Source organism: Burkholderia territorii (genome assembly GCF_001718335.1).
GTDB classification, from domain to species: Bacteria; Pseudomonadota; Gammaproteobacteria; order Burkholderiales; family Burkholderiaceae; genus Burkholderia; species Burkholderia territorii.
On record NZ_CP013365.1, the window covers coordinates 2,022,212 to 2,045,141 of the forward strand.

General features: G+C 67.7%; 21 protein-coding genes and 1 pseudogene. 12 read left to right on the forward strand and 10 right to left on the reverse strand.

From position 1 onward, the window contains the following. The first annotated feature begins 16 nt into the window (after positions 1 to 16). Together otnI and denD are read left to right on the forward strand one after the other, a co-directional pair. On the forward strand, positions 17 to 793 hold the full coding sequence (otnI, locus tag WS51_RS08960; RefSeq protein WP_069228969.1) for a 2-oxo-tetronate isomerase: 777 nt from the start codon (positions 17 to 19) through the stop codon (positions 791 to 793). Positions 794 to 821: 28 nt separating this feature from the next. Then, positions 822 to 1,793, forward strand: a complete 972-nt coding sequence (gene denD / locus WS51_RS08965) for a D-erythronate dehydrogenase (RefSeq protein ID WP_059773024.1) — start codon at positions 822 to 824, stop codon at positions 1,791 to 1,793. Positions 1,794 to 1,872: 79 nt separating this feature from the next. Here denD and WS51_RS08970 read toward each other — a convergent pair whose 3' ends face one another. Beyond that, on the reverse strand, positions 1,873 to 2,961 hold the full coding sequence (locus WS51_RS08970) for a lysylphosphatidylglycerol synthase domain-containing protein (RefSeq protein ID WP_059799949.1): 1,089 nt from the start codon (positions 2,959 to 2,961) through the stop codon (positions 1,873 to 1,875). Beyond that, the gene (hpnI, locus tag WS51_RS08975; RefSeq protein WP_059805439.1) at positions 2,958 to 4,127 is read right to left on the reverse strand and encodes a bacteriohopanetetrol glucosamine biosynthesis glycosyltransferase HpnI; all 1,170 of its coding nucleotides are present in this window, start codon (positions 4,125 to 4,127) and stop codon (positions 2,958 to 2,960) included. Before hpnI ends, WS51_RS08970 begins: the two co-directional genes overlap by 4 nt. A 460-nt stretch (positions 4,128 to 4,587) precedes the next feature. On the opposite strand from hpnI, the gene WS51_RS08980 reads away from it, so the two are divergent. Continuing rightward, positions 4,588 to 5,115, forward strand: a complete 528-nt coding sequence (locus WS51_RS08980) for a cytochrome b (RefSeq protein ID WP_059504304.1) — start codon at positions 4,588 to 4,590, stop codon at positions 5,113 to 5,115. 267 nt (positions 5,116 to 5,382) lie between these two features. On the opposite strand, the gene WS51_RS08985 is transcribed toward WS51_RS08980, so the two are convergent. Beyond that, entirely contained in the window at positions 5,383 to 5,658 is a 276-nt protein-coding gene (locus WS51_RS08985; protein ID WP_059504353.1) for a DUF4148 domain-containing protein, read from the reverse strand. Positions 5,659 to 5,728: 70 nt separating this feature from the next. Then, positions 5,729 to 6,073 (reverse strand): DUF4148 domain-containing protein, encoded by a 345-nt coding sequence (locus WS51_RS08990; RefSeq protein ID WP_060347973.1) that lies wholly within the window; start codon positions 6,071 to 6,073, stop codon positions 5,729 to 5,731. Positions 6,074 to 6,277: 204 nt separating this feature from the next. On the opposite strand from WS51_RS08990, the gene WS51_RS08995 reads away from it, so the two are divergent. Further along, positions 6,278 to 6,967 (forward strand): aspartyl/asparaginyl beta-hydroxylase domain-containing protein, encoded by a 690-nt coding sequence (locus WS51_RS08995; RefSeq protein WP_059504309.1) that lies wholly within the window; start codon positions 6,278 to 6,280, stop codon positions 6,965 to 6,967. A 28-nt stretch (positions 6,968 to 6,995) separates the two neighbouring features. On the opposite strand, the gene WS51_RS09000 is transcribed toward WS51_RS08995, so the two are convergent. Beyond that, the gene (locus tag WS51_RS09000; RefSeq protein ID WP_069228970.1) at positions 6,996 to 7,937 is read right to left on the reverse strand and encodes a LysR substrate-binding domain-containing protein; all 942 of its coding nucleotides are present in this window, start codon (positions 7,935 to 7,937) and stop codon (positions 6,996 to 6,998) included. A gap of 78 nt (positions 7,938 to 8,015) precedes the next feature. Here WS51_RS09000 and WS51_RS09005 point away from each other — a divergent pair, with 78 nt between their 5' ends. The 3 genes from WS51_RS09005 to WS51_RS09015 all read left to right on the forward strand — a co-directional run bounded on the left by WS51_RS09005 (position 8,016) and on the right by WS51_RS09015 (position 10,013). Further along, positions 8,016 to 8,414: a nuclear transport factor 2 family protein gene (locus WS51_RS09005; protein WP_069228971.1), complete on the forward strand. Its 399-nt coding sequence runs from the start codon at positions 8,016 to 8,018 to the stop codon at positions 8,412 to 8,414. A 125-nt stretch (positions 8,415 to 8,539) separates the two neighbouring features. Further along, the gene (locus WS51_RS09010; RefSeq protein WP_069228972.1) at positions 8,540 to 8,809 is read left to right on the forward strand and encodes a MoaD/ThiS family protein; all 270 of its coding nucleotides are present in this window, start codon (positions 8,540 to 8,542) and stop codon (positions 8,807 to 8,809) included. A 55-nt stretch (positions 8,810 to 8,864) separates the two neighbouring features. Continuing rightward, on the forward strand, positions 8,865 to 10,013 hold the full coding sequence (locus WS51_RS09015) for a WD40/YVTN/BNR-like repeat-containing protein (protein WP_060135665.1): 1,149 nt from the start codon (positions 8,865 to 8,867) through the stop codon (positions 10,011 to 10,013). A 49-nt stretch (positions 10,014 to 10,062) separates the two neighbouring features. Here the strand turns inward: WS51_RS09015 and WS51_RS09020 are convergent, their stop codons facing one another. Then, complete coding sequence (locus WS51_RS09020) at positions 10,063 to 10,986, reverse strand: LysR substrate-binding domain-containing protein (protein ID WP_059849200.1); 924 nt, start codon at positions 10,984 to 10,986, stop codon at positions 10,063 to 10,065. Between the two features lie 159 nt (positions 10,987 to 11,145). Between WS51_RS09020 and WS51_RS09025 the strand changes: the two genes are divergently transcribed. Beyond that, positions 11,146 to 11,571 carry a PACE efflux transporter gene (locus tag WS51_RS09025; RefSeq protein ID WP_059504323.1) on the forward strand — a complete coding sequence of 142 codons (426 nt, stop codon included), beginning with the start codon at positions 11,146 to 11,148 and terminating at the stop codon, positions 11,569 to 11,571. Between the two features lie 132 nt (positions 11,572 to 11,703). On the opposite strand, the gene WS51_RS09030 is transcribed toward WS51_RS09025, so the two are convergent. The 4 genes and pseudogenes from WS51_RS09030 to WS51_RS09045 form a co-directional block, all read right to left on the reverse strand. After that, complete coding sequence (locus tag WS51_RS09030; RefSeq protein ID WP_059943579.1) at positions 11,704 to 12,651, reverse strand: choline ABC transporter substrate-binding protein; 948 nt, start codon at positions 12,649 to 12,651, stop codon at positions 11,704 to 11,706. 110 nt (positions 12,652 to 12,761) lie between these two features. Then, the gene (locus WS51_RS09035; protein WP_059452135.1) at positions 12,762 to 13,763 is read right to left on the reverse strand and encodes a GlxA family transcriptional regulator; all 1,002 of its coding nucleotides are present in this window, start codon (positions 13,761 to 13,763) and stop codon (positions 12,762 to 12,764) included. Positions 13,764 to 13,876: 113 nt separating this feature from the next. Beyond that, positions 13,877 to 14,773 carry a choline ABC transporter permease subunit gene (gene choW / locus WS51_RS09040; protein WP_059452134.1) on the reverse strand — a complete coding sequence of 299 codons (897 nt, stop codon included), beginning with the start codon at positions 14,771 to 14,773 and terminating at the stop codon, positions 13,877 to 13,879. Continuing rightward, positions 14,766 to 16,223, reverse strand: a pseudogene (locus WS51_RS09045) (quaternary amine ABC transporter ATP-binding protein); the annotation flags it as partial. The gene choW and the pseudogene WS51_RS09045, both read right to left, overlap by 8 nt. Positions 16,224 to 16,532: 309 nt before the next feature. On the opposite strand from WS51_RS09045, the gene WS51_RS09050 reads away from it, so the two are divergent. The 4 genes from WS51_RS09050 (at position 16,533) to WS51_RS09065 (ending at position 22,902) form a co-directional block, all read left to right on the forward strand. After that, the gene (locus WS51_RS09050; protein ID WP_069228973.1) at positions 16,533 to 19,949 is read left to right on the forward strand and encodes a DUF2339 domain-containing protein; all 3,417 of its coding nucleotides are present in this window, start codon (positions 16,533 to 16,535) and stop codon (positions 19,947 to 19,949) included. Next, positions 19,946 to 21,298 carry a DUF3999 domain-containing protein gene (locus WS51_RS09055; RefSeq protein ID WP_069228974.1) on the forward strand — a complete coding sequence of 451 codons (1,353 nt, stop codon included), beginning with the start codon at positions 19,946 to 19,948 and terminating at the stop codon, positions 21,296 to 21,298. Before WS51_RS09050 ends, WS51_RS09055 begins: the two co-directional genes overlap by 4 nt. 513 nt (positions 21,299 to 21,811) lie before the next feature. After that, complete coding sequence (locus WS51_RS09060; RefSeq protein WP_059466925.1) at positions 21,812 to 22,462, forward strand: NADPH-dependent FMN reductase; 651 nt, start codon at positions 21,812 to 21,814, stop codon at positions 22,460 to 22,462. Between the two features lie 221 nt (positions 22,463 to 22,683). After that, the gene (locus tag WS51_RS09065; protein ID WP_069228975.1) at positions 22,684 to 22,902 is read left to right on the forward strand and encodes a transcriptional regulator; all 219 of its coding nucleotides are present in this window, start codon (positions 22,684 to 22,686) and stop codon (positions 22,900 to 22,902) included. Positions 22,903 to 22,930: the final 28 nt, after the last annotated feature.

Consider the following 22,930-nt stretch of genomic DNA (forward strand, 5'->3'; position numbering starts at 1 on the left):
CACAGGACCCGCTGCCATGCCCCGCTTCGCCGCCAACCTCTCGATGATGTACACCGAGCACGCGTTCCTCGAACGCTTCGCCGCTGCCTCGTACGACGGCTTCAAGGCCGTCGAGTACCTGTTCCCGTACGACTTCGCCGCCGAGGACATCCGCGCGCGCCTCGACGCGCACGGCCTCGTGCAGGCGCTGTTCAACGCGCCGCCGGGCGACTGGGCCGCCGGCGAACGCGGGCTCGCGTCGCTGCCGGGCCGCGAGGACGAGTTCCGGCGCGGCATCGACCGGGCGCTCGACTATGCATGCGTGCTCGGCAACAAGAAGCTGCACGTGATGGCCGGGATGGTCGCGCCGGGCGCCGACCGCGCGCGCCATCGCGATACCTACGTGGCGAACCTGCGGCACGCTGCGCAGGCGGCCGCCGCGCACGGCATCACGATCCTGATCGAGCCGATCAACCAGCGCGACATGCCCGGCTATTTCCTCAGCCGCCAGGACGATGCGCATGACATCCGCGCGGAAGTCGGCGCGCCGAACCTGAAGGTGCAGTTCGACTGCTACCACTGCCAGATCGTCGAAGGCGACCTCGCGATGAAGCTCAAGCGCGATTTCGCCGGCGTCGGCCACATTCAGATCGCCGGCGTGCCCGAGCGTCACGAGCCGGACATCGGCGAACTCAACTACCCGTATCTGTTCGAGCTGATCGACGCGCTCGGCTACGACGGCTGGATCGGCTGCGAATATCGCCCGAAGGCCGGCACGTCCGAAGGCCTCGGCTGGCTCAAGCCATATCTGTAATCCAGGCATTCCGAAGAGGGCTCACAACATGAAGGTACTGATCACCGGCGGCGCCGGCTTTCTCGGCCAGCGTCTCGCGCGCAAGCTGCTCGAGCGCGGCGAGTTGACCGGCCCCGACGGCCGGACCGACAAGATCGACGAGCTGGTGCTGCTCGACGTCGTCAAGGGCAGCGATTTCGGCGACGCGCGCGTGACGTCGATCGTCGGCGACATCGCCGATCGCACCGTGCTCGAAAGCGCGATCGACACGCAGACGGGCGCGATCTTCCACCTCGCGGCGATCGTCAGCGGGCAGGCTGAAGCCGATTTCGATCTCGGCATGCGGATCAACCTCGACGCATCGCGCACGCTGCTCGAAGTGTGTCGCGCGCGCGGCCATCGTCCGCGCGTCGTATTCACGAGCTCGGTGGCCGTCTACGGCGGCGTGTTGCCCGACGTCGTGCAGGACGACACCGCGCTGAATCCGCAATCGTCGTACGGCGCGCAGAAGGCGATCGCCGAACTGCTGCTGTGCGACTACGCACGGCGCGGCTTCGTCGACGGCCGCGTGCTGCGGCTGCCGACCATCAGCGTGCGGCCGGGCCGCCCGAACGCGGCCGCGTCGTCGTTCGCGAGCGGCATCATCCGCGAACCGCTGAACGGCGAGGAGAGCGTATGCCCGGTGCCGGGTTCGACGCGGCTGTGGCTGCTGTCGCCGCGCGGCGCGATCGATGCGCTCGTCGCGGGTTGCGAGATCGACGGCGCGAAGCTCGGCAACAAGCGCGTGATCAACTTGCCGGGCCTGTCGGTATCGGTCGACGAAATGATCGCGGCGCTGCGCGAAGTCGCGGGCGACGACGTCGTGAAGCTGATCCGCCATGCGCCGGACGAACGCGTCGAGAAGATCGTCGGCAGCTGGCCGGGCCGCTGGGACACGACGCGCGCCGAAGCGCTCGGCCTGAAGGGCGACACGTCGTTCGCGGACGTGATCCGCAGCTACATCGCCGACGAGCGGCGTTGACGGCCGCGCCGCCGGGCGCGGCAAGCGGCCGCGCGAGCGAGCGGCTGCCCGCTCGGCTGGCCGACGACGTCGGGCCGCATCAGCGCGGCCCGGCGGACTCGCCGACGCGCATCGATGCGCGCCTCGCGTCGTACGGCATGCGCGCCGCGCCGGCCGCATGCTGCCACGCGAGCAAACCCGGCAGATAGAACAGCAGGTCGCGCACGCGTCGCGCGCCGGCAAGCGCCAGACAGGTCGGTGCGTCGAACCCGAGCAGCCCGCCGATCAGCACGAACCCGCCCTCCTGCACGCCCAGACCGCCCGGCATCAGGAACGCGATGCTGCTCAGCAGCTGGATCAGCGCCTCGATCGCGAGCGCCTGCGCGAACGTCGGATCGGCGCCGAGGAAATGCAGCGCGAGCCAGATCTCCAGCGCATAGCCGACGAATTGCAGCGTCTGCCACACGGTCAGATAGCGGACGACGATACCCGTCTTTCTCCAGATCATCCGGATCGACTGATCGGTGCGCGCCGATTCGCCGACCAGCGCCACCACCTTGCCGCTCGTGACGCGGTTGGCCACACGCATCGCGCGCTCGAACGGCCGCGCGTGCTGCACCAGCGCAAACAGCAGCAGCACCGGCACGAGCGCCGCCATGCCGATCGCGAGACGCGCCGCCACCTGCGCGGCGCCGGACGACACGTGTTCGAGCACGTAGCCGATCGCGACGAGCGCGAACACCAGCTGGCTGATCAGCGTCAGCTGCATGTCGGCGACGAGGCTCGCCACGGCCGTCGCCGGGCGCACGCCGGCCTGCCGCAGCAGACTGAACGACACGATCTCGCCGCCGATCCGCGCGACCGGCAACAGCCCGTTGATCGATTCGCGGATCCACACGAGCTTGAGCATCGTCGCGAACGATGGCCGGCGCGGGCCGCGAATCAGCATCCGCCAGTCCCACGCATTCGCGAGCATCGGCAGGATGTGGGCCAGCGCGGCGACCAGCAATCCGGCGCCGGCCGTCCGGAGCCGGTGCAGGATCTCCAGCGGATGCTCGCGCCAGATCAGCCACACCGCGAGCAACAGCCCGGCCAGCGCTGCCGCGCGCCCCGCATGCCGCAGCCGCGCATCGCGACGCGCACGCTGCCGGTCCGTGCCTTCAACATCGGAATGCGTGTCGTGCATCATGATTTCCCCGCCGGCGACAGCAAGCCCTCGCGGTCGACGCGAAAGCGCGTGCCGCGCCAGACGACATGCGACGAGAAGAAGCTCGACACGAATACCACGAACTGCAGGAGATCGACGAACGGCAGCCAGAGCGCGCCGCGCAGACCCGCGCCGGTCGCACGGCTCGTCTTCAACATCAGCAACGCCCGCGCGACGAGCGCCGCGAACGCCAGCCACCATGCGGCCGGCGTGCCGCCGGAAAACAGCGCGGCCAGCAACGCCAGCGGCAACGGATGCATCAGCACCGACCCGGCGTGACCGAGCCGGTCCGCCGCGCGTATCGTGCAGCTCCAGCGCAATTCGTGCGCGTACAGCGCGGCGAACGTCTCTTCGACACAGGCATGCCCGACGACGAACGGCGGAACGACCACCTGCGCGCCGACCTGCCGCACCGCTTCGCCGAGTGCGTGATCCTCGGCCAGGTGATGCGCGAAGCGCGCGAGCCCGCCGATGCGTTCGAGCGTCGCGCGCGCGATTGCAATCGTCTGTCCAAAGCACGGACGGGCGCGCCCGATGAAAAGCCCGGTAATGACGCCGGGCAGGAAATGGTAGTTCGTCATCGCGACGGCGACGCCGGGCCAGAAACCCGGCGACGCAACGCCGCGATACACGCTCGTCACGATGCCGACTTCCGGCTGCTGTAGCGCGCCCACGACGGCGCGCAGATAATCGCGCTCGACCAGCACGTCGCTGTCGGCGAGGCACAGCACCGAATGCTCCGCGTGTTCGAGCATGTTGACGAGATTCGCGATCTTGCGGTTCGGCCCGTACAAGCGCGCATCGGCAACGACCTTGATGTTCGCGTCCGGATAGCGCGTGCGCAGCGTCTCGACGGCCGCGAGCGCCGCGTCGCCTGCATCGTGCACGCCGAACAGATGCTGTACCGGCCCCGGATAATCCTGGACGAAGAAGCTTTCAAGATGCTGAACGAGATTCCATTCGTCGCCGTGCAGCGGCTTCGCGACGGTGACGCCCGGATAGTCGCGCGGCTCCGCCCGCGCGCGCGAAAAGAATCGTCCGACCAGCACGCTGGCCGTGACGGTGTACGCAATGGCGAGCAACGCGCATAGCCCGCATGCGATCGACATTGCGCTGGCCAGCGCGTACAGCACGTGCAGCAAAACCATGCTTCTCCCCAGTGTTGGCCCGGTGACGGCGACACCCGGGGCAGCACGCGCGAACGCGCGCTCACCCGTACACGCCGCCGCATCGATTCCCGTTGAGCCGGATATGCAGGACGATCAACCGACAGTACGCGCATTCAGATGACACGACTATCGTGCGATGATCGATTCCGGACGCGCGGACATCGTCGCAAACGTCCGCGCCACCTGAATGCCGCGTCGGCCGCCTTACGGACCGACAGGAATGTCATCGTCGTGAAAAGCGCTGCGGGTACGTGCAGCGCAATCAACGAAACCCGCACGAAACGCCGAATGAACGTGCCGGCGGAATCCGCTCGGGCCGATCGTGCGCAGGCGGCAGCGGACGAAAGCGGCGTGCGACCGCACGCTTAACGTTTTGTTAAGGATTCGGCCGTAAAATCCGCCGCAATATACGGTCCTCATCCGCTTGCCAGGAGCTTTCATGTCTACAACGGCCCGATACGACGCAGTCGCCCGCCTTCTTCACTGGCTGATCGTGGCGCTCGTCGTCGCGCAATATGTGATCGGCTGGACGATGCCCGACGTGCATCGCGATACGCAGCCGGTCGGCCTGATCGCCGCGCATCTGATCGTGGGCACCGCGTTGCTTGCCGCGATGGTTTGCCGCGTGCTCTGGCGCGTGACGCATCGCCCGCCCGCCGACGAACTGTCGCCTGCGATGCGTGCGGTATCCGGCGCAACGCACTTCGGGCTCTACGCGTTGCTGATCGTGGTGCCGCTGCTCGGCTGGATCAATGCATCATCGCGTGCATGGGCCGTCACGCTGTTCGGCATCGTCCCGCTCCCGGCGCTGTCGGCAGCCGGTTCGGGTTTCGGGCACGCGATGGGCGATGTGCACGGCATCCTCGCGTGGGTGCTGTTCGCGGGCATCTGCCTTCACGTCGCGGCCGCGCTCGCGCATCGTTTCGTGCTGCGCGACACGGTCCTGCAACGGATGATGCCCTGGTAATCTCGACGCCCGTCTGCTCGCGCGCCGTCGCGGGCAGAGGGCCGGTAATGGCGGCGCGCACTCCCGGCTGCATCGCGGCTCATCCGCCAAGCTACCTGCGCACCCGTCGGAATCGGGCAACGAGTTGATCGCGGCCCCGCGCAAAGCGGCGCGCGATCGACGGCCTCGCCGTCCGTGCCGATCGACCGGGCCGTGTGCGGCGAACGGCATGTGTATTGCCGTACCGCGAACACATCGGCCTGAAGAGACACACGTACACGTCGGCACCTAGTCGTCAGCCTGCGCGGGCATGACGGACGCCGACGCAGGCGCGGCGGGCAAAGCCGCCATCCGCGCCCGATCCTGCTCGGCGAGCTTCGCCATCGCGGCCTGAATGTCCGCCGGATATTCGCCGTCGTCTCCCTTCGAAGGATCGTATCCCGCCGCTTCCAGACGAATCAGCTCGTCGCGGACCTGTGCACGCGTGAGCGGTGCATTCGATTGCGCGAATGCGGACTGACCGGCGATCACGCCGATCATCAGTAGTGCGATGCAAGTTTTCATCATCAACTCCTTCAATGTTGCGTGCCGGTCCACCTTCGTGGATGTCGGCCGGCCGTGGCGGCCCGCTACTTCAGCTGCCGAAATACGGTGTGCAGAAACTTTCGGGACCCACGCATGCGACCGCGCGCGGACGCGACGGCAATTCCGTCGGCTTTCCCGCACCGGAAGCCGCGGCCGGATCGCTGCCGACCGCGGTTTCGGCCTGACGCCGAGGCATCCGTTCGGCCTGCTGCCGGAACAGCGGGCTCACCTCCGGATACGACGCATCGGTCACGAAGCGCAGCCCGTTGTTTTCGGCGTCGATCAGTTGCTGCCTGACCTGCGCGCGCGTCAATGCCTGTGCCGACGCCGGCGTCGCGACACTCGCGACGGACATCGCCGCCACCATGGCGGCCACCAGCCAATGCGTATTCATGTTTCACTCCTTCGGAAGTCAACGAAACGACGTGCTACACCCGTATGACGACACGAGGCATACGTTTATTCCCGGAATGACCGACCGTTTGCGCCCGGCGTTCATCGAACTGTCATTCTTTCGTCAGCCGGCGTAACCTGACGTAACGCAGGCCCCACCGCGCGTGGGGCAGACTGACGACACCTTGTGGATCGCACCTCGATCATGTCCGTCGCTTACGACTATGCAGCCGGCCTGCTTCGCACGCTGTACGACCGCCATATCGACAGCGGCGCCGTGCTCGACGCGGCCGCGTTTCCCGACGCCGAACGATTCGTCCGCGCGTGGCCGGCCATTCGCGCGGAAGCGCTGGCCGTCGCGCGCCACCTGCCGCGCATCCCGCGCTTCCACGAGATCATGCGCGAGCAGCACGACATCTCGGCCAACGATGCGCGCGACTGGCGGATGTTCATCATGCAGGCTTACGGCCAGCCGTTCCCGCGCAACCTGTCGCGTTGCCCGACCGTCGAATCGATCGTCGCGGCGTCACCGGACGTGTTGTCCGCGTCGCTGTCGTTCCTTGCGCCCGGCAAGCACATCCCGCCGCATCGCGGACCGTTTCGCGGCATCCTGCGTGGCTATCTGGTGCTGTCGATGCCGAAGCGCGCCGACGGCACGCCGGCTGCGGTGCTGAAGGTCGACGGTCGCGAATACCGGCTCGACGAAGGCTGTTTCCTGCTGTGGGACGACACGTTCGTGCACGAGGTGTGGAACGACAGCGACGAAGTGCGGATCGTGCTGCTGCTCGATATCCGGCGGCGCGGCATGCCGCGCTTGCTGACGTGGCTATCGAATGCGGTGATCGGCGTGGTGCGACTCGGCATCCGGATGCGGGGGCGGTCGATTCCGGTCTAGCCGATCGCTCGGCGCCCGCCCGTAGCGATCAGTCCTCGCGCGCGAGACGCGTCAGCACTTCCGCAAGCGCCTGAATCGCGGGTTGCGCGGCACGCTGCGCCGGGTAGACGAGGTAGTAGCCCAGACCGTTGCGCACGACCTCCGGAAACGGCGTGACGAGCGCCCCGGTGGCCAGCCGATCCGCCGCCATGCGCGGATCGCCGATCGCGACGCCGTGCCCGTGAGCCGCGGCCGTCAACGTCAGTTCGAGCGTATCGAATACGAGCCCGGTGCGCGGGTCGATCCGCGTTGCGCCGACGGCGTCGAGCCAGCATCGCCATTCGTCGCGATTGCGCGCGGGATGCAGCAGCGTCGCATGCGCGAGATCGGCGATCGACTTCAACGACGCGGCGGCCTCGCGCGTGCACATCGGCGTGAGGCACTCGTCGAACAGCGGCACCGCCACCATTCCCGCCCAGCTTCCGGTACCGCGCACGACGATGGCGTCGACGTCGGCATCGGTGAAATCCGGCGTGTCGTCCGCCGACGTGTGAATGCGCAATTCGGTTCGCGACAATGCGTGATTGAGCGCCGGGAGCCGCGGCAGCAGCCACCGAATCGCGAACGTGGAAGGCAGGCGCAACGTCAGGGCCGACGCGGAATGCGCATGGGCGTGCGCGTGTTGCGCCAGTTGCGCGAGCACGTCGATGGCCACCGTCAGCAACGCGCCGCCCTCCGCGGTCAACGTCAATCCGGCAGGATGACGAACGAACAGCGCACATCGGTAGTGCGCTTCCAGTTGCTGCACCTGGCGGCTCACCGCGCCCTGAGTGCGGCACAGATGCTCGGCCGCCCGGTTGAAGCTGCCCAGTTCGGCGGCGGCGACGAACGCCTGGAACGCCGTCAGCGGCGGCAGCGGGCGCGTCAGATCCGCCAGCGGATATGCGCGGGCGGCATACCCGGGTTGCGGATTATTCGTTTGCTCGGTCATCGCGGCATCGCTATCGTGGTTGAACCGGTTCGCGACGGCTGTCGCGCACGGTTCGTCAACAATCAGCGGAGAAATACCATGGCATCGTCGTCCGACGCACTATACACGCGGCAGGTCGATACCTACCTGAAAGCGCTCGAACGCGGCAACGTCGTCGAGATCTGCGCGCTGTTCGCGCCGGATGCGCAAATATATTCGCCGTTTCTCGGCTGGATGGCGCCGCAACCCTTTTTCGAAAAAGTCGTGGCGGCATCCGGACAAAGCCGGATCACGCCGATCGACATCTGCGTCAGCACGACGGGCGCACGTCGGGCCACCGGCTATTTCGTCTACGACTGGGGATTGAAGGACGGCTCCGAGGTGCGGTTCGAGTGCGTCGACGTATTCGAATTCGACGACGACGCGCGCATCGAGCGCATGATCATCGTCTACGACACGCACCCTGTGCGAAGCACGGTCGGCGACAAATACGCATAGCCGGATCATTGCGCGACGCAGCAACCTCGTCGTACCGCCGGCCGTACGACAAATGTCGCGGCCGGCCCGATCGATCGCCTACACTACAGACCGTCCCTCCCGCGCGGCTCCTGCCAGTCACTGCCATGGCACACCTCTTCTTCGCGGCGTCGATCCAGCGCCATATCGACACGCCCGAGCGTCACATCGACGCACGAACGCTCGGCGAAGCGCTTGAAACCGTCTTCGGCGAGCAGCCGCGGCTGCGCGGCTATATCGTCGACGACCAGGGCGCGCTGAGAAAACATCTGTCGGTGTTCATCGACGGCCAGCCGGTACGCGACCGGCAACACCTGTCCGATGCGCTCGGCGATGCCAGCCGCGTCTATGTCGTGCAGGCGCTGTCCGGCGGATAAAGGGACGCATCTCCATCGAAGCAAGCGCCGGTCGGACCTACTGGAGACACCCGACATGAACGATCGACTGCTCGTCGCGACCCGCAAGGGCCTGTTCGTGCTGCACGCCGACGGCAACGGCGGCTGGTCGCTCGGCGAGCCGCATTTCGCGGGCGAACCCGTCAGCATGGCGCTGGCCGACCCGCGCGACGGCACGCTGTATGCGGCGCTCAATCTCGGCCATTTCGGCGTCAAGCTGCATCGCCGGCGCGCCGATGCCGCCGCATGGGAAGAATGTGCGGTGCCCGTCTATCCGCCGCAGCCCGCCGACGAATCCCGCGCCAACGCCGGCACCCATGCAGGCGCCGGCGATTCGGATGACGAAGCGCCGGCCCCGCCGCGCGCACCGTGGACGCTTCAGCAGATCTGGTCGCTCGAAGCCGGCGGCGCCGACGAGCCGCGCGTATTGTGGGCCGGCACGATACCGGGCGGACTGTTCCGCTCCGACGATGGCGGCGATTCCTGGGTGCTCAATCGCGCGCTGTGGGATCGCCCGGAGCGCGCCGAGTGGTTCGGCGGCGGCTACGATGCGGCCGGCATCCACTCGGTGATGGTCGATCCGCGCGACAGCCGCCATGTGACGATCGGGATTTCGTGCGGCGGCGTCTGGCAGACCTTCGACGGCGGCGCGACCTGGCGCGTCAGCGCCGACGGCATGGAAGCCGACTACATGCCGCCCGAGCGGCGCGGCGAACCCAACGTGCAGGACCCGCATCGTGTCGTCCAGTGCGCGGCCGCCCCCGATGTGCTGTGGACCCAGCATCACTGCGCGATCTTCCGCTCGACCGACGGCGCCGCGCACTGGCAGCGGATCGAAGCGCAGCCGTCGAGCTTCGGCTTCGCGGTCGCCGTGCACCCGGCGGATCCCGACACCGCGTGGTTCGTGCCGGCGGTGAAGGACGCTTGCCGGATTCCCGTGAACGGCCGGTTCGTCGTCACGCGCACGCGCGACGGCGGCCGCAGCTTCGAGAGCCTGTCGAACGGGCTGCCGCCCGCGCCGGCCTACGACCTCGTGTATCGGCACGGGCTCGCGGTGGACGACACGGGCACGCGTCTCGCGATGGCGTCGACGACGGGCGGGTTATGGACGTCCGGCGACGGCGGCGACAGCTGGCGGCAGGTGTCCGCGCATTTGCCGCCGGTGTATTGCGTGCGCTTCGGGTAACGGATGACCGGAAGGCCTGACGGCGGAATGCAAGCGCCGGGCCGCTGCGTCACGCATGCGACGCGATCCGCGCGACCGCCACGCGTGTGCGCGCGATTTCCGCTTCGAGCCAGTCGAGAAACTGCCTGACTTGCGGCTCCCGCTCCCGGCCGGGTTTGCACAGCGCGACGAAGCGTGCGCCGGCGAGCCGCACCGACGGCTCGATCGGCATCAGCGCGCCGCGCTCGACGTGCTCGGCAACGAGCACGGAACTGAGCAGCCCGACGCCCTGCCCGTGCAACACGGCCTGCAGCGCGTAGTGCTCGTCGTCGTAATGCCGGAACACCGCACGTTCGAGCCACACGTCGCGGCCCGCCGCGCGACACCACGACGCCCAGTCGATCGACTCCGGCAGCGGCGTATTCCACACGGTCTCGATCAAATCGAGGCGCTCGCCCGTTCGGTGCGCATCGAACCCGGTGGCCGCATACGCGCCGAAATACTCGTCGATCAATGCAATCTCGTGCAGCGCCGGGAACGTGCGCGACGTCGCGCGAATCGCAAGATCGATTCGCGCGTCGCGGTCGAGATCGGCGAGCGCGTTGCCGGTTTCGACCTTGATGTTCAAGTGCGGATCGACCTGCCGAAACCGGCCGAGACGCGGGATCAGCCACATCGCGGCGAATGCGGGCGTGGTGGTCAGCACGAGCGTGCGCGTGTGAGCCGCGTCGGGCCGCACCGCATCGAGCCCGCGACTGAGCGCGAGCAACGCATCGTGGCTCGTGCGAAACAGCCGTTCGCCGCCTTCCGTGAGCCGCACGCCGCCCGCGCCACGTTCGAACAGCAGCACGCCGAGCCGGCTTTCGAGCGACTTGATCTGATGCGAGACGGCCGCCGGCGTCACGGACAACTCGTCCGCCGCGGCCTTGAACGAGCCGAGCCGCGCCGACGACTCGAATACACGCAATGCGGTCAGGGGAATTTTCGAGAACACGGGGCCTCGCGGGCCGGGTCCGGCCAGGTTGAATTCGATTCAATCCGGGTGAGATTAGGTGAATTGAAGCGGCCGCGCAACGCACGTAGCCTTGCGGGACATCGTGGCACCGGCGCCGCGCAAGCAGCCGTCGGGTCACCGTCGAACCGGAGAAACAATGTGCAAGGCCTTCCGCGCAGAATCACGCAGGCGGTGCTTTACGAAGCGATCGCCATTTCCTGCATCTCGCCCGCGATCGCGTCGGTCTTCAAGCAGAGCCTCGTCTATTCGGGTGCGCTGTCCGTGACGATGTCCGCGATCGCGCTGCTGTGGAACATGATCTTCAACGCGTTGTTCGAGCGCTGGGAAGCGTCGCGCCGGCAGCCGGCACGCACGCTCGCGCGGCGCATCCTGCATGCGACCGGATTCGAGGGCGGGCTCATCTTCATCCTCGTGCCGGTGGTGTCGTGGTGGCTCGACATCTCGTGGCTCGATGCGTTCGTCGTCGACATCGGGTTGTTCGCGTTCTTCTTCTGCTACGCGTTCGTGTTCCAGTGGGCATTCGATCGCGTGTTCGACGTACCGGCGGCAACGAAGGAATCGTGACGTTCGTTCGCGGCCCGGCAATTCGTCGATCGCCTCCAGGCCCGAAAACAACGCGGCCCGCCCGCACGATACGGGAGGGCCGCGTTTCGTCACGCGCGCCGCGCTCGGGGAGCGCGACGCTCGTCCGGTCGCTCAATGCACGCCGAGATACGCCTTCACCGCCGGCAGGCCCGGCTTGCCGTCGATCGTCGTCACACCGGCCAGCCACTTGTCGAGCGCCTGCGGGTTCGCCTTCAGCCACGCGGCGGCCGCCTTGTTCGGGTCTTCCTTGTTCATGATCGGCACCATCACGTGGTTCTCGATCGTCGTCGTGAACTGCAGGTTCGACACGAACTTCGCGACGTTCGGGCAACGCTGCGCGTAGTCGGGCGGCGTGGCCGTCAGCACCTTCGCTTCGCCGTAGTTCGGGCCGAACACGTCGTCGCCGCCGCTCAGGTAGTCGATCTTCATCTGCACGTTCATCGGATGCGGTTCCCAGCCGAGGAACACGATCCACTGCTTTTCGCGAATCGCGCGATTCACCTCGACCAGCATCCCGGCCTCGCTCGACTCGACCATCTTGAACTTGCCGAGGCCGAACTGGTTGCCGTCGATCATCTTCTTGATCAGCAGATTGCCGTCGTTGCCCGGTTCGATCCCGTAGATCTTGCCGTTGAGCTTGTCCGCGAACTTCTGGATGTCGGCGAACGACTTCAGGCCGCCCTGATACACGTAGTCGGGCACCGCGAGCGTGTATTTCGCGCCGGTCAGGTTCGGGGTGCTGAGCACCTTGATCGTGCCGGCCTTCGTGAACGGCTGGATGATCGGATCCATCGTCGGCGACCAGTAGCCGAGGAACACGTCGATCTGCTTGCTCTTGATCCCCGCGAACGTGATCGGCACCGATGCGATCGTCTTGGTCGGCGCGTAGCCGAGGCCCTGCAGCATCGTCGATGCGAGACCGGTGGTGGCCGCGATGTCGGACCAGCCGACGTCCGCGAAGCGCACGTTCTTGCACACGGGCGGGTCGGCCGCGTAAACCGCCGACATCGGCGCTGCAATCCCGATCCCGCATGCCGCTGCGATCAATAGGCGCTTCATCTGTCTTCTCCTCAAAGTGACGTCGTTTTTCATGGGTGCGGGATCGAGTATTGAAACCGCGCGCCGCGATCCCGGCGGCGTCGCGGACCGAATGGTTCGCGCGGGCCGCGTCAGCGCCCCGGCAATCGGCGCTCGTAGCTCGGCGCGTGACCGAACTGCGCGCGGTACGCCTTGCTGAAGTGACACGGCGAATGGAATCCGCACGTCGTCGTCACGCGCGCGATCGATGCGTCGGTGGTGCGCAGCAGGTCGCGCGCGCGCTTCAGGCGCAGCGTCAGGTAATAGTGCGTGGGCGACACGTTCAGGTACACCTTGAACATCCGCTGCAGGTGCCGTTGCGACAGGCGCACGAGCCGCGCGAGTTCCTCGAGCGACAACGGCTCCTCGATGTTCGCTTCCATCAGCCGCACGACCTCGATCAGCTCCGCGCGCGAGAAACCGACGCGCGCATCGACGGGAATCGGCTGCGTATCGGTCGAGCTGCGGATGCGCTCGAGAATGAACTGCTCGGACACCTGCGCGGCAAGTTGCTGGCCAAAGCGCATGCCGACCAGGTTCAGCATCAGGTCGAGCGGCGCGGTGCCGCCGGTGCAGGTGAGCCGGTCGCGATCGACGACGAACAGCTCGTCGGCGAACCCGACCTGCGGAAATTCCGCATGCAGCGCGGACAGGTTCTCCCAATGCACGGTGCAGCGATAACCATCGAGCAGGCCGCTCGACATCAGCGCATACGCGCCGGTGCAGATGCCGCCCAGCGGCAGCCCGCGTTCGGCGAGCGCGGCGAGCGTGTCGCGCGCGCCGTCGTCGACCACGTCGCGGATGCGGATGCCGCCGCACACGATCATCACGTCGGGCAGGTTCGCGTAGTCGAGCGCCTGCGTCGGCCGCACCGCGATGCCGTTGCTGGCATGCACGGGCGCCCCGTCGAGCGAATAGATCGACCACTTGTAGTGGTCGGAGCGACCGACGTAGTTCGCCATCCGAAGCACTTCGACCGCGCTCGAGAACGCGATCATCGAGAAATTCGGCAGCGTCAGGAAGCCGAAATGGGCAAGGGACGAAACCGGTGAAACGCAAGCGGCGGGCACGGCGGCAGCGGCGGCGGACGTCACATCGGGCTCCTGGCGAATTGAGCAGGTTGCACGCGGCCAGCCCCGTGGCAGGCGCCACGGAAGCCGGGATCGAATCGGGGGATGCGGCCGGAAGCGAGCCGGCCGCCGGTTGCTTACGCTTGCGCGGGCGTGGCCTTCGCGCGGAACAGCTGCTTCAGGCCCGAGAACAGCGGTGCCTTCACGGTGCCCGGCGCGCGGCCGAAGCTTTCGGTGATGCGGTCGAGAATGATCGCGAGCAGCACGACCGACAGGCCGCTTTCGAAACCGAGGCCGATGTCCAGGCGCTGGATACTCGCGAGCACGTCGTTGCCGAGGCCGCCCGCGCCGACCATCGACGCAATGATCACCATCGACAGCGCCATCATGATCGTCTGGTTCACGCCCTGCATGATCGACGGCAGCGCGTTCGGGAACTGCACCTTGTACAGTAGCTGCCACGGCGTGCAACCGAATGCCTGGCCGGCTTCGACGATCTCGCGGTTCACGTGACGAATGCCGAGGCTCGTCAGGCGCACGGCCGGCGGCATCGCGAAGATCACCGTCGACAGGATCCCCGGCACGCGGCCGAGACCGAACAGCATCGCGGCCGGAATCAGGTAGACGAACGCGGGCATCGTTTGCATCAGGTCGAGGATCGGACGCACGATCGCGGCGACCCACTTGCTCTTCGCCGCCCAGATGCCGAGCGGGATGCCCAGCACCAGGCTGATGATCGTCGACGACAGCGTGAGGCCGAGCGTGATGACCGTCTGGTCCCAGAAGCCCGTCGCGAAGATCAGCAGCAGCGACGCGGTGGTGAACAACGCGAAGCGCCAGCCCACCCGCCACAAGCCGACACCGATGAAGATCGCCATCATCAGCCACATCGGGATCGCCTGCAGGCTGTGCTCGACGAATGCGGCGAGGCCCTCGATCGCGCGGCCGATCGTATCGAACGTCGCCGCGTCATGGTCGAGCAGGTAGTGAACGGACTGGTCGACCCAGCTTCCGAGCGGAATCATTTCAGACATGGGAGCCTCGCGAACGCGTGATGGCCTTCAGGATAAGTGCGCGGTCGACCGAGCCGCAGTAGCAGCCGTCGTCGTCGACGACGGGCAGTGCATTCGGGCTCGCGACGACACGCGCGACGACATGTTCGAGCGACGCATCGCGCCGGATGCTTTCGATCGGCCGCACGGACGGCGTGTCCTGACCGATCGCGTCACGCGTGACGAAGCCGCGGATCTTGCGCGCGGCGTCGAGCACGAACGCGTATTCGGCACTGCCGTTCAGCGTCGCCGCGACGTTCGCGGCATCGCACTTCGACAGGGTCGGCACGGCGCCCGTCTGCATCAGGTCGCCGGCCGTCAGGTAGCGGCTCGTGTCGATGCCGTCGAAGAACGCGCGCACGTAGTCGTCCGCCGGGTTCGCGATGATGTCCTGCGGCGTGCCGACCTGCACGAGCCGCCCGCCCTCCATGATCGCGATGCGGTTGCCGATGCGCAGCGCCTCTTCCAGATCGTGCGACACGAACATGATCGTGCGGCGCTGTTCCTTCTGCAGTTGCAGCAGCACGTCCTGCATTTCGCGGCGCTTGAGCGGATCGAGTGCGGAGAACGCCTCGTCCATGATCATCAGCGACGGGTTCACGGCCAGCGCGCGGGCGAGGCCGACGCGCTGCTGCATGCCGCCCGACAGCTCGGACGGCAGCTTGTGCGAGAACGGTGCGAGGCCGACCTGCTCGAGCACCTCCATCGCACGGCGTTCGCGTTCCTTCTTGCCGACGCCCGCGACCTCGAGGCCGAACGCGGCATTCGATACCACGGTGCGATGCGGCATCAGCGCGAACGACTGGAACACCATGCTCATGTCCTTGCGGCGCAGCGCGGTCAGCGCGGAGCGGCGTGCCGACGCGACGTCGAGCCCGTCGATCAGCACCTTGCCGGCGCTCGGATCGACCAGCCGGTTCACGAGGCGGATCAGCGTGGATTTGCCGGAGCCGGACAGGCCCATCAGCACGAATATTTCGCCTTCCTGCACGTCGAACGATACGTTGTGCACGCCGACGACCTGACCGGTACGCTTGAGCACGTCGTCTTTCGTCGCGCCGGCTGCGAGCATGTCGAGCGCCTGCTGCGGGTTGCTTCCAAATACCTTGCACAGACCTTCGACCACGACCTTGGGGGCATCCATCGAAACCTTCTCCTCGTGTAGCGGGGACTCACGCGTGTCATAGCGTGCCTACATAGTTGCCAGAAAAAACCCCGACCTGCCGACGAATTACGACAAACGCTTGCGCAAATACGACACACCCGGCGGCCTTACCACGCGGGCCTCGGCGCCCGGCGGCACGCGATTGCGGCGATGCAATACGCGCACGGCCAATAACGACGGGCGTCTCGGGCGTGGCTTGTGCGCAGCAGCGCGACGCGGAGACTTCACCGTTTTGCTCCCGGCCGCGCAGGCTGCACGTCGCTTTGCGACAATTCCACGTCCGATCGGAAGGCGTCGCTTGCCCCTCTCGTGCAAAAGGAATAGTCGTACGAAACCCAGGGCCGCGAACAGGCGACAGCCACGTTTCGCGGCACGCCCGCAACCCCGAAAATCCCCCATGGCCATTGTGATACATTGCCGGCAATCACACCGATCGCGATGTCGCGTGCGCCTTGCGCGCGGCACCGCGCCGACGGGGTGCGCATGCCGGTTCGCCTGCCGGCCATACTGAAACAGCCTCGATCGACCTCTGCGACGATCGAAGGACGATAACGAAATGAGAGAGGGAGCAAGGCGATGAATTGGGCCTTTGCCGCAATCGGTTTCATCGTGGGCGGTATCGCCGCATTATTCGGGGACTTCTCCGCCGCCAACGGCACGCTGCTCGGCGCGGCAATCGGGTTCGGCATCGGTCACGCGCTGCAGCAGCGCAAGCGCAAGAGCGGCGACACGATACCCGACGCATTCGCGATGTACGCCACTCCCGAAGCAACGCAACCCGCTCCCGTGCCGCTCGCCGAGCGCGTCGCGCGCCTCGAGGCGACGGTCGACACGCTCACGCGCGAGCTCGATGTGCTGCGCGGGCAGCTCGCGGGGGCGAAGGCCGGCGCCACCGCAACCGGCAGCGCCGCGCACGTGCCACCGGCGACGGCTGCCACCGTCACGCCTGCACCGGCCACAATGCCGCCGCCACCGTCCGCGCAACCGGCCGTCGCGCGCGCCGGCGTGCCGCCGTCGACGTACGCCCCGGCTCCGGCTCCGGCGCCAGCAGTCGCCACGCGGGCGAGCGATGCGAGCGCCGCCGCCGCGCCGACGAAACGGCCCGCGACGACTGCGCCATCTGCCCCGCCCGCCCCGCCAAAATCGTACGAACCCGACATTGTCGAACGCGCGTTCCGTGCCGCGCGCGACTGGCTGCTCGGCGGCAATACGGTCGTGCGCGTCGGCATCATCGTGCTGTTCTTCGGCGTCGCGTTCCTGCTCAAGTACGCGGCCGACAACGACATGCTGCCGATCGAATTCCGCCTCGCCGGCACGGCACTCGCCGCGGCCGCGCTGCTCGCGATCGGCTGGCGCGTGCGGGCGCGCCGCGCGGCATACGGCCTCGTGCTGCAGGGCGGTGGCATCGGCATCCTGTACCTGACGGTCTTTGCCGCGACGAAGCTCTACGCGCTGTTGCCGATCGGCGCGGCGTTCCCGCTGATGGTCGCGGTGTGCGCGCTGAGCGCGTTCCTCGCGGTGAAGCAGAACGCGCCGCCGCTTGCCTTCATGGGTAGCGCGGGCGGCTTTCTCGCGCCGGTGCTGCTGTCGACGGGCCACGGCAGCCATGTCGCGCTGTTCAGCTACTACGCGTTGCTGAACGCGGGCATCTTCGCGATCGCCTGGTTCAAGGCGTGGCGTCCGCTGAACCTGCTCGGCTTCGTGTTCACGTTCACGATCGGCTCGGCGTGGGGCGTGACGGCATACCGCCCCGCGCTGTTCTCGACCACCGAGCCGTTCCTGATCCTGTTCTTCCTGATGTACGTCGGCATCGCGCTGCTGTATGCGGTGAAGCGCGAACTGGCGCTGCGCCACTACGTCGACGGCACGCTCGTATTCGGCACCCCGATCGTCGCGACGGCGCTGCAGGCCGCGCTCGTGAAAGGCACGCCGTTCGGGCTCGCGTGGAGCGCGGTCGCGCTGTCGGCGTTCTACGTCGCCGTCGCCGCATGGCTCGCGCGGCGCCGCGATCGGCTTGCGCTGCTGCTCGAGGCGATGCTTGCACTGGCGGTGATCTTCGCGACGCTCGCGGTGCCGCTCGCATTTTCGGGCCCGACGACGAGCGCCGCATGGGCGATCGAAGGTGCGGCGATCGTGTGGGTCGGCGTGCGCGAGAAACGCCTTGCGCCGTTCGGCTTCGGCCTGCTGATGCAGATCGCGGCGGCCGGCGCATTCTTCACGAGCCTGCTCGGGTCGACCGACACGAACGCGCTGCCGGTGCTCAACAGCCCGTATATCGCGATGCTGCTGATCGCGCTCGCCGGGCTGTTCACGGGATGGTGGCTGCACGGGCGCGACGAAGCGCGCGCGTGGCATGCATGGATGCCGGACGTCGGCGCGGCCGCCGCGGCCTGGGGGCTGCTGTGGTGGCTGAGCGGCGGGCTGCACGAGATCCTCGTCCATGCGAGCCGCCACGTCGATCTGCATGCCGACCGCTTCGTCGTCGACACGACCGCGCTGTTCGCAGCCGGCACGGCGTGGCTTGCACACGTCGCTCGCCGCAAGCTCGCCTGGCCGATCGCCGAATGGCCCGCCATCGCGCTGACGCCGGTGCTCGCGCTGCTCGCCTTGCGTGCGTTCGATGTGCATGAGGCACCGCTGTCGGGCATGGGCGCGTTCGCGTGGCCGATCGCCGTCATCGCGTGTTATGCGCTGCTGCTGCGCCAGTCGCGCGGTGCGTCCGCGACGGCGGCGGCGCCGGTCGCGAGCGCGGCCGGCGCGACGCGCACGTCTCCGATGGCGGCCATCTCCGCCACGGTGATCGCGCCGCTGCACACGCTGATGTTCTGGACGTTGTGCGGGCTGTTCTCGCTCGAGGGCTTCTGGCGCCTGCACGCGTTCGTGCCCGAAGGCGCGTGGAGCTGGAGCGCGTGGGCCTACGGTTTCGGCACGCTGCTTCTGCTGGTTTCGGGCCCCGGCTCGCGGCTGCGCTGGCCCGTCGCCGCGTTCCCGCGTGCGTATCAGGTGTGGGGCGCCGCGCCGCTCGCCGCGCTGCTGTGGCTCTGGAGCATCGCCAGCGTGACGAGCGACGGCGATGCGTCGCCGCTGTTCTGGCTGCCGCTGCTCAACCCGCTCGACGTCGCGCAACTGCTGATCTTCGTTGCATTCGCCACGTGGCTGCGCCGCCTGAAAACGCTCGGTGTCGGCTGGCATCCGCTCGCGGGCGATCTGGCGGCCCTCGCGACCGTTTTCCTGTGGTTCAACGCGCTGCTGCTTCGCACGCTGCATCACCGTTTCCACGTCGCCTACGATATCGACGCCGTGCTGTCGTCGTTCGGCATCCAGCAGGTGTTCATGGTCGGCTGGAGCCTGTTCGCGTTCGCCGGCATGTGGCTGACGCGCCGCGACAGCATTGCGCGCGTGTGCGCGCTCGCATCGTTGCCGCTGATCGTCGTGATGTGGATCTGGACCTTCCACGCGAACTTCACGCAGGACGGCGGCAGCTGGGCGCGCGTGCCGCTGCTCAATCCGCTCGACCTCGTGCTCGTGGTGATCTATGCGCTCGCGGCGTCGTGGTTCGTGCGCGCGCGCAGGCTCGGCTGGTCATTGGACAACTATCGCGTCGAGCTGCTCGGCGCGGCCGGCGCGACGGCCTTCCTGTGGCTGAACGCGATCCTGCTGCGCACGCTGCATCACTGGACCGGCGTGCCGTACGCATTCGATGCGATGGCGGAATCGACGCTCGTGCAAGCGTCGGTTTCCGTCTACTGGACACTCTGCGCGCTTGCGACGATGATCTGGGCCACGCGCCGCAGGCTGCGTCCGCTGTGGTTCGTCGGCGCCGCGCTGCTCGCGCTCACGGTTATCAAGCTGTTCCTGTTCGACTTGTCGCACGTCACCGGCATCGAACGCATCGTGTCGTTCATCGGCATCGGCATCCTGCTGCTGTTGATCGGCTATTTTTCGCCGCTGCCGCCGAAGGCCGCGACCCAACGGGACGACCAACAACCATGAAACGACTCGCAGCCCTGCTCGGCCTGAGCTTGCTGACGTCGTTCGCGGCGGCCGACGGCGCGCCCGGTGCCGAACGCGTTGCCGAGCGTTTCTCGCTCGAGCTCGACGGCAGCGCCGCGTATTACCAGCTCACCGTGCCGCAGGCCGTCTATGCGGCCAGCCGGCGTGGCGATCTCGGCGACGTACGCATCTTCAACGGCGCCGGCGAGCCCGTGCCGTACTCGCTCGATGCGCCCGCGGCGGCGGCCGTGCCGCCATCGCGCACGCCGGTGCACTGGTTCCCGCTGCCGCCCGCACGCGCCGACGACGGGCACGCGCCGCTCGGCGTGTCGGTTGCGCCGGACGGCTCGCTGCGCGCGGCCATCACCGCGCCGGCTCGCGCAAAGCATGCGGCCGACCTCGTCGACCTGTCGCATGCGGACGGCGAAGTCGACGCACTGCTCGTGCACGTGAGCGACGACAGCTACCAGGGGCGCGTCGCCGTCGAAGCGAGCGACGACTTGCGCAACTGGCGCTCGCTCGGCAGCACGCAACTGCTGAAGGTCGGGCGCGGCGGCGACATGCTGGTGCAGGACCGCATCGCGCTCGAAGGCACGGGGCCGCGCTACCTGCGGCTCGACTGGCTCGACGGCGCACCTTCGATCGCATCGATCGAAACCGAAACGCGGCCGCACGATGCACGCACGGCGGACAGCGCGGCGGTGCCGCGTCAATGGCGCGAAGCCGCGCACGTGCGCGCCGGCAGCGCACCGGGCGAGTATCTGTTCGACACCGACGGCGCATATCCGGTCGACCGCGTGCGCATTGACCTTCCACAACCGAATACGGTTGCGCGCGCAACGCTGCAGAGCCGCCCCGACGCACAAACGCCGTGGCGCGACGTCGCCGGCGCGGTCCTGTTCCGGTTGCAGGGCAAGGGCGGCGAACAGCGCAACCCGCCGCTGGCGTTCGCGCCAAATCCGGATCGCGCTTGGCGCATCGTCGTCGACATGCGCAACGGCGGACTCGGCGGTGGCCAGCCGTCCGTCACGGTCGGCTGGCATCCGGCCGCCCTGACCTTCGTCGCGCGCGGCACGCCGCCGTTCACGCTCGGCGTCGGCAATGCGTCGCTGCCGTCGTCGGCCGTGGGCCGCGATGCGCTGCTGGTCGGGATGGCGCCGGAAGTGCGGCCCGCGCGCGTCGGCGCGGCGCTGGCGGTCTCGGCGGCCCCGGCGGAGGCGGCCACCGATCACGATGCGATCCGCCGTTACGTGCTCTGGGGTGCGCTGGTCGTTGCGGTCGGTGTGCTCGGCACGATCGCATGGCGCCTCGCGCGTGGCGGTAGCAACACGCATACACACGACGATTGAGGCCACGCTGGCGGTGACCGCGCGCGGCGACGCATCGCAAGAGAAAACGTCGTGGAAATCGCGCGAAATCGCAGCGGAGCGATCGCGCGGCGGCGTGCATGCTCATGCATCCAACGCCTCCGGACACGTGCGTGAACACACCGATCGTCGCGCCCGCGAGCAGTTCGTGGATGCACGGCGGGAACCGGTGCAATTCGGCACGCGGGCATGCTTGCCCGCACATCGCTCCCCTTTTTCCGGCGCCGGACGAAAAAAAGCCCCGCCTGCATCCGCGCGGCGGGGCCAACCCATGTCAGTAGAGACATCATGGAGGAGACGAGCCCATCTTATCGAGTACGGCACGCCGTCCCAACCAAGCATTTCTGCTATCCATCTGCGCTGCCGCGCGCACACTCGCCTCGTGGAGACGGCATATCGATAGAACGAAAAGTCGTTTTCAGAGTGGCGGCGGGGTCGTTACCATCTGGTTTTAAGCCTGTGCTTAGCCGGGCAAGCCATCCCAAGGAGCGCCCTTTGACTGCATTCGATCAACACCGCCGTCCGTTCGTGGTCGGCATCGGCGGGACCACCCGCGCCGCGTCGTCGACCGAGCGCGCGCTGTCGTTCGCGCTGCGCGGCGCGCAGGCCGCCGGCGCGCGCACGCGACTGTTCGACGGCCCGTTCCTGCATACGCTGCCGCACTACGCCCCCGAACACAAAACGCTGACCGACGCGCAGCGAGAGCTGATCGACACCGTTCGCGAAGCCGACGCGATCATCATCGCGACGCCCGGCTATCACGGCGGCGTGTCCGGCCTCGTGAAGAACGCGCTCGACACGCTCGAGGAACTGCGCGCCGACGAGCGCCCGTACCTCGACGGCCGCGCGGTCGGCCTGATCGTCACCGCCTACGGCTGGCAGGCCGCCGGCACCGTGCTGACGTCGCTGCGGTCGATCGTCCACGCGCTGCGAGGCTGGCCGACCCCGTTCGGCGCCACGGTGAACACGCTCGAAACGCGCTTCGACAGCGCGGACAGCTGCTCGGATCCGAAGGTCGTCGCCCAGCTCGAGACCGTCGGCTCGCAGGCAGCCGAATTCGCGCTCGCATTCGCGTCGCATCGTGCGGCCACGCATGCCGCATCGGTCGACGCGCTCGCCCCCGTGCTGAAGATCGCCAACCAGTAATCCCCGCCTCTCCGCGCCCGCGCCCGGCCGACGATGATCGCCGCGCGCGGGCGCGCGTGCCCGACCGCCCGGCGCAATCCCGCCGTCCGCCCTTGCTTCATGCGTGCACTGAATGCCGATAATGATCCGGCCCGCCAGGTGATTTGCATTGGCCGAAAGATTGGTTCACGCGGGCCGCGGGTTTTCGTACGCTGAAAACCCGAACCTTCCATGCGCACGCCATGAACCGCACGATCCGCTACAAGGGCTACGAAGTCGCCCCCGCTGCCGCCCGGCTGCCAAACGGGCTGTTCGCCGCGAACCTGACGATCGAGAAGGCGAGCGGCGGTCCGTCGCCGCGCGCCGTGTCGTTCGACGCGATCGATTTCTTCTTCGAAGAGGAGCTCGCGCTCGCGTACGCGTCGCGCTGGGGACGCCTCTGGGTCGACACGCAGGCTTGAGCGCAACCACGGCAGCACGGGGCCGCTC

Excerpts from the sequence above, each read along its gene's own strand:
- otnI (WP_069228969.1), top strand. The coding sequence starts at position 17 with ATGCCCCGCTTCGCCGCCAACCTCTCGATGATGTACACCGAGCACGCG.
- denD (WP_059773024.1), top strand. The coding sequence starts at position 822 with ATGAAGGTACTGATCACCGGCGGCGCCGGCTTTCTCGGCCAGCGTCTC.
- WS51_RS08970 (WP_059799949.1), bottom strand. The coding sequence starts at position 2,961 with ATGATGCACGACACGCATTCCGATGTTGAAGGCACGGACCGGCAGCGT.
- hpnI (WP_059805439.1), bottom strand. The coding sequence starts at position 4,127 with ATGGTTTTGCTGCACGTGCTGTACGCGCTGGCCAGCGCAATGTCGATC.
- WS51_RS08980 (WP_059504304.1), top strand. The coding sequence starts at position 4,588 with ATGTCTACAACGGCCCGATACGACGCAGTCGCCCGCCTTCTTCACTGG.
- WS51_RS08985 (WP_059504353.1), bottom strand. The coding sequence starts at position 5,658 with ATGAAAACTTGCATCGCACTACTGATGATCGGCGTGATCGCCGGTCAG.
- WS51_RS08990 (WP_060347973.1), bottom strand. The coding sequence starts at position 6,073 with ATGAATACGCATTGGCTGGTGGCCGCCATGGTGGCGGCGATGTCCGTC.
- WS51_RS08995 (WP_059504309.1), top strand. The coding sequence starts at position 6,278 with ATGTCCGTCGCTTACGACTATGCAGCCGGCCTGCTTCGCACGCTGTAC.
- WS51_RS09000 (WP_069228970.1), bottom strand. The coding sequence starts at position 7,937 with ATGACCGAGCAAACGAATAATCCGCAACCCGGGTATGCCGCCCGCGCA.
- WS51_RS09005 (WP_069228971.1), top strand. The coding sequence starts at position 8,016 with ATGGCATCGTCGTCCGACGCACTATACACGCGGCAGGTCGATACCTAC.
- WS51_RS09010 (WP_069228972.1), top strand. The coding sequence starts at position 8,540 with ATGGCACACCTCTTCTTCGCGGCGTCGATCCAGCGCCATATCGACACG.
- WS51_RS09015 (WP_060135665.1), top strand. The coding sequence starts at position 8,865 with ATGAACGATCGACTGCTCGTCGCGACCCGCAAGGGCCTGTTCGTGCTG.
- WS51_RS09030 (WP_059943579.1), bottom strand. The coding sequence starts at position 12,651 with ATGAAGCGCCTATTGATCGCAGCGGCATGCGGGATCGGGATTGCAGCG.
- choW (WP_059452134.1), bottom strand. The coding sequence starts at position 14,773 with ATGTCTGAAATGATTCCGCTCGGAAGCTGGGTCGACCAGTCCGTTCAC.
- WS51_RS09050 (WP_069228973.1), top strand. The coding sequence starts at position 16,533 with ATGAATTGGGCCTTTGCCGCAATCGGTTTCATCGTGGGCGGTATCGCC.
- WS51_RS09055 (WP_069228974.1), top strand. The coding sequence starts at position 19,946 with ATGAAACGACTCGCAGCCCTGCTCGGCCTGAGCTTGCTGACGTCGTTC.
- WS51_RS09065 (WP_069228975.1), top strand. The coding sequence starts at position 22,684 with ATGAACCGCACGATCCGCTACAAGGGCTACGAAGTCGCCCCCGCTGCC.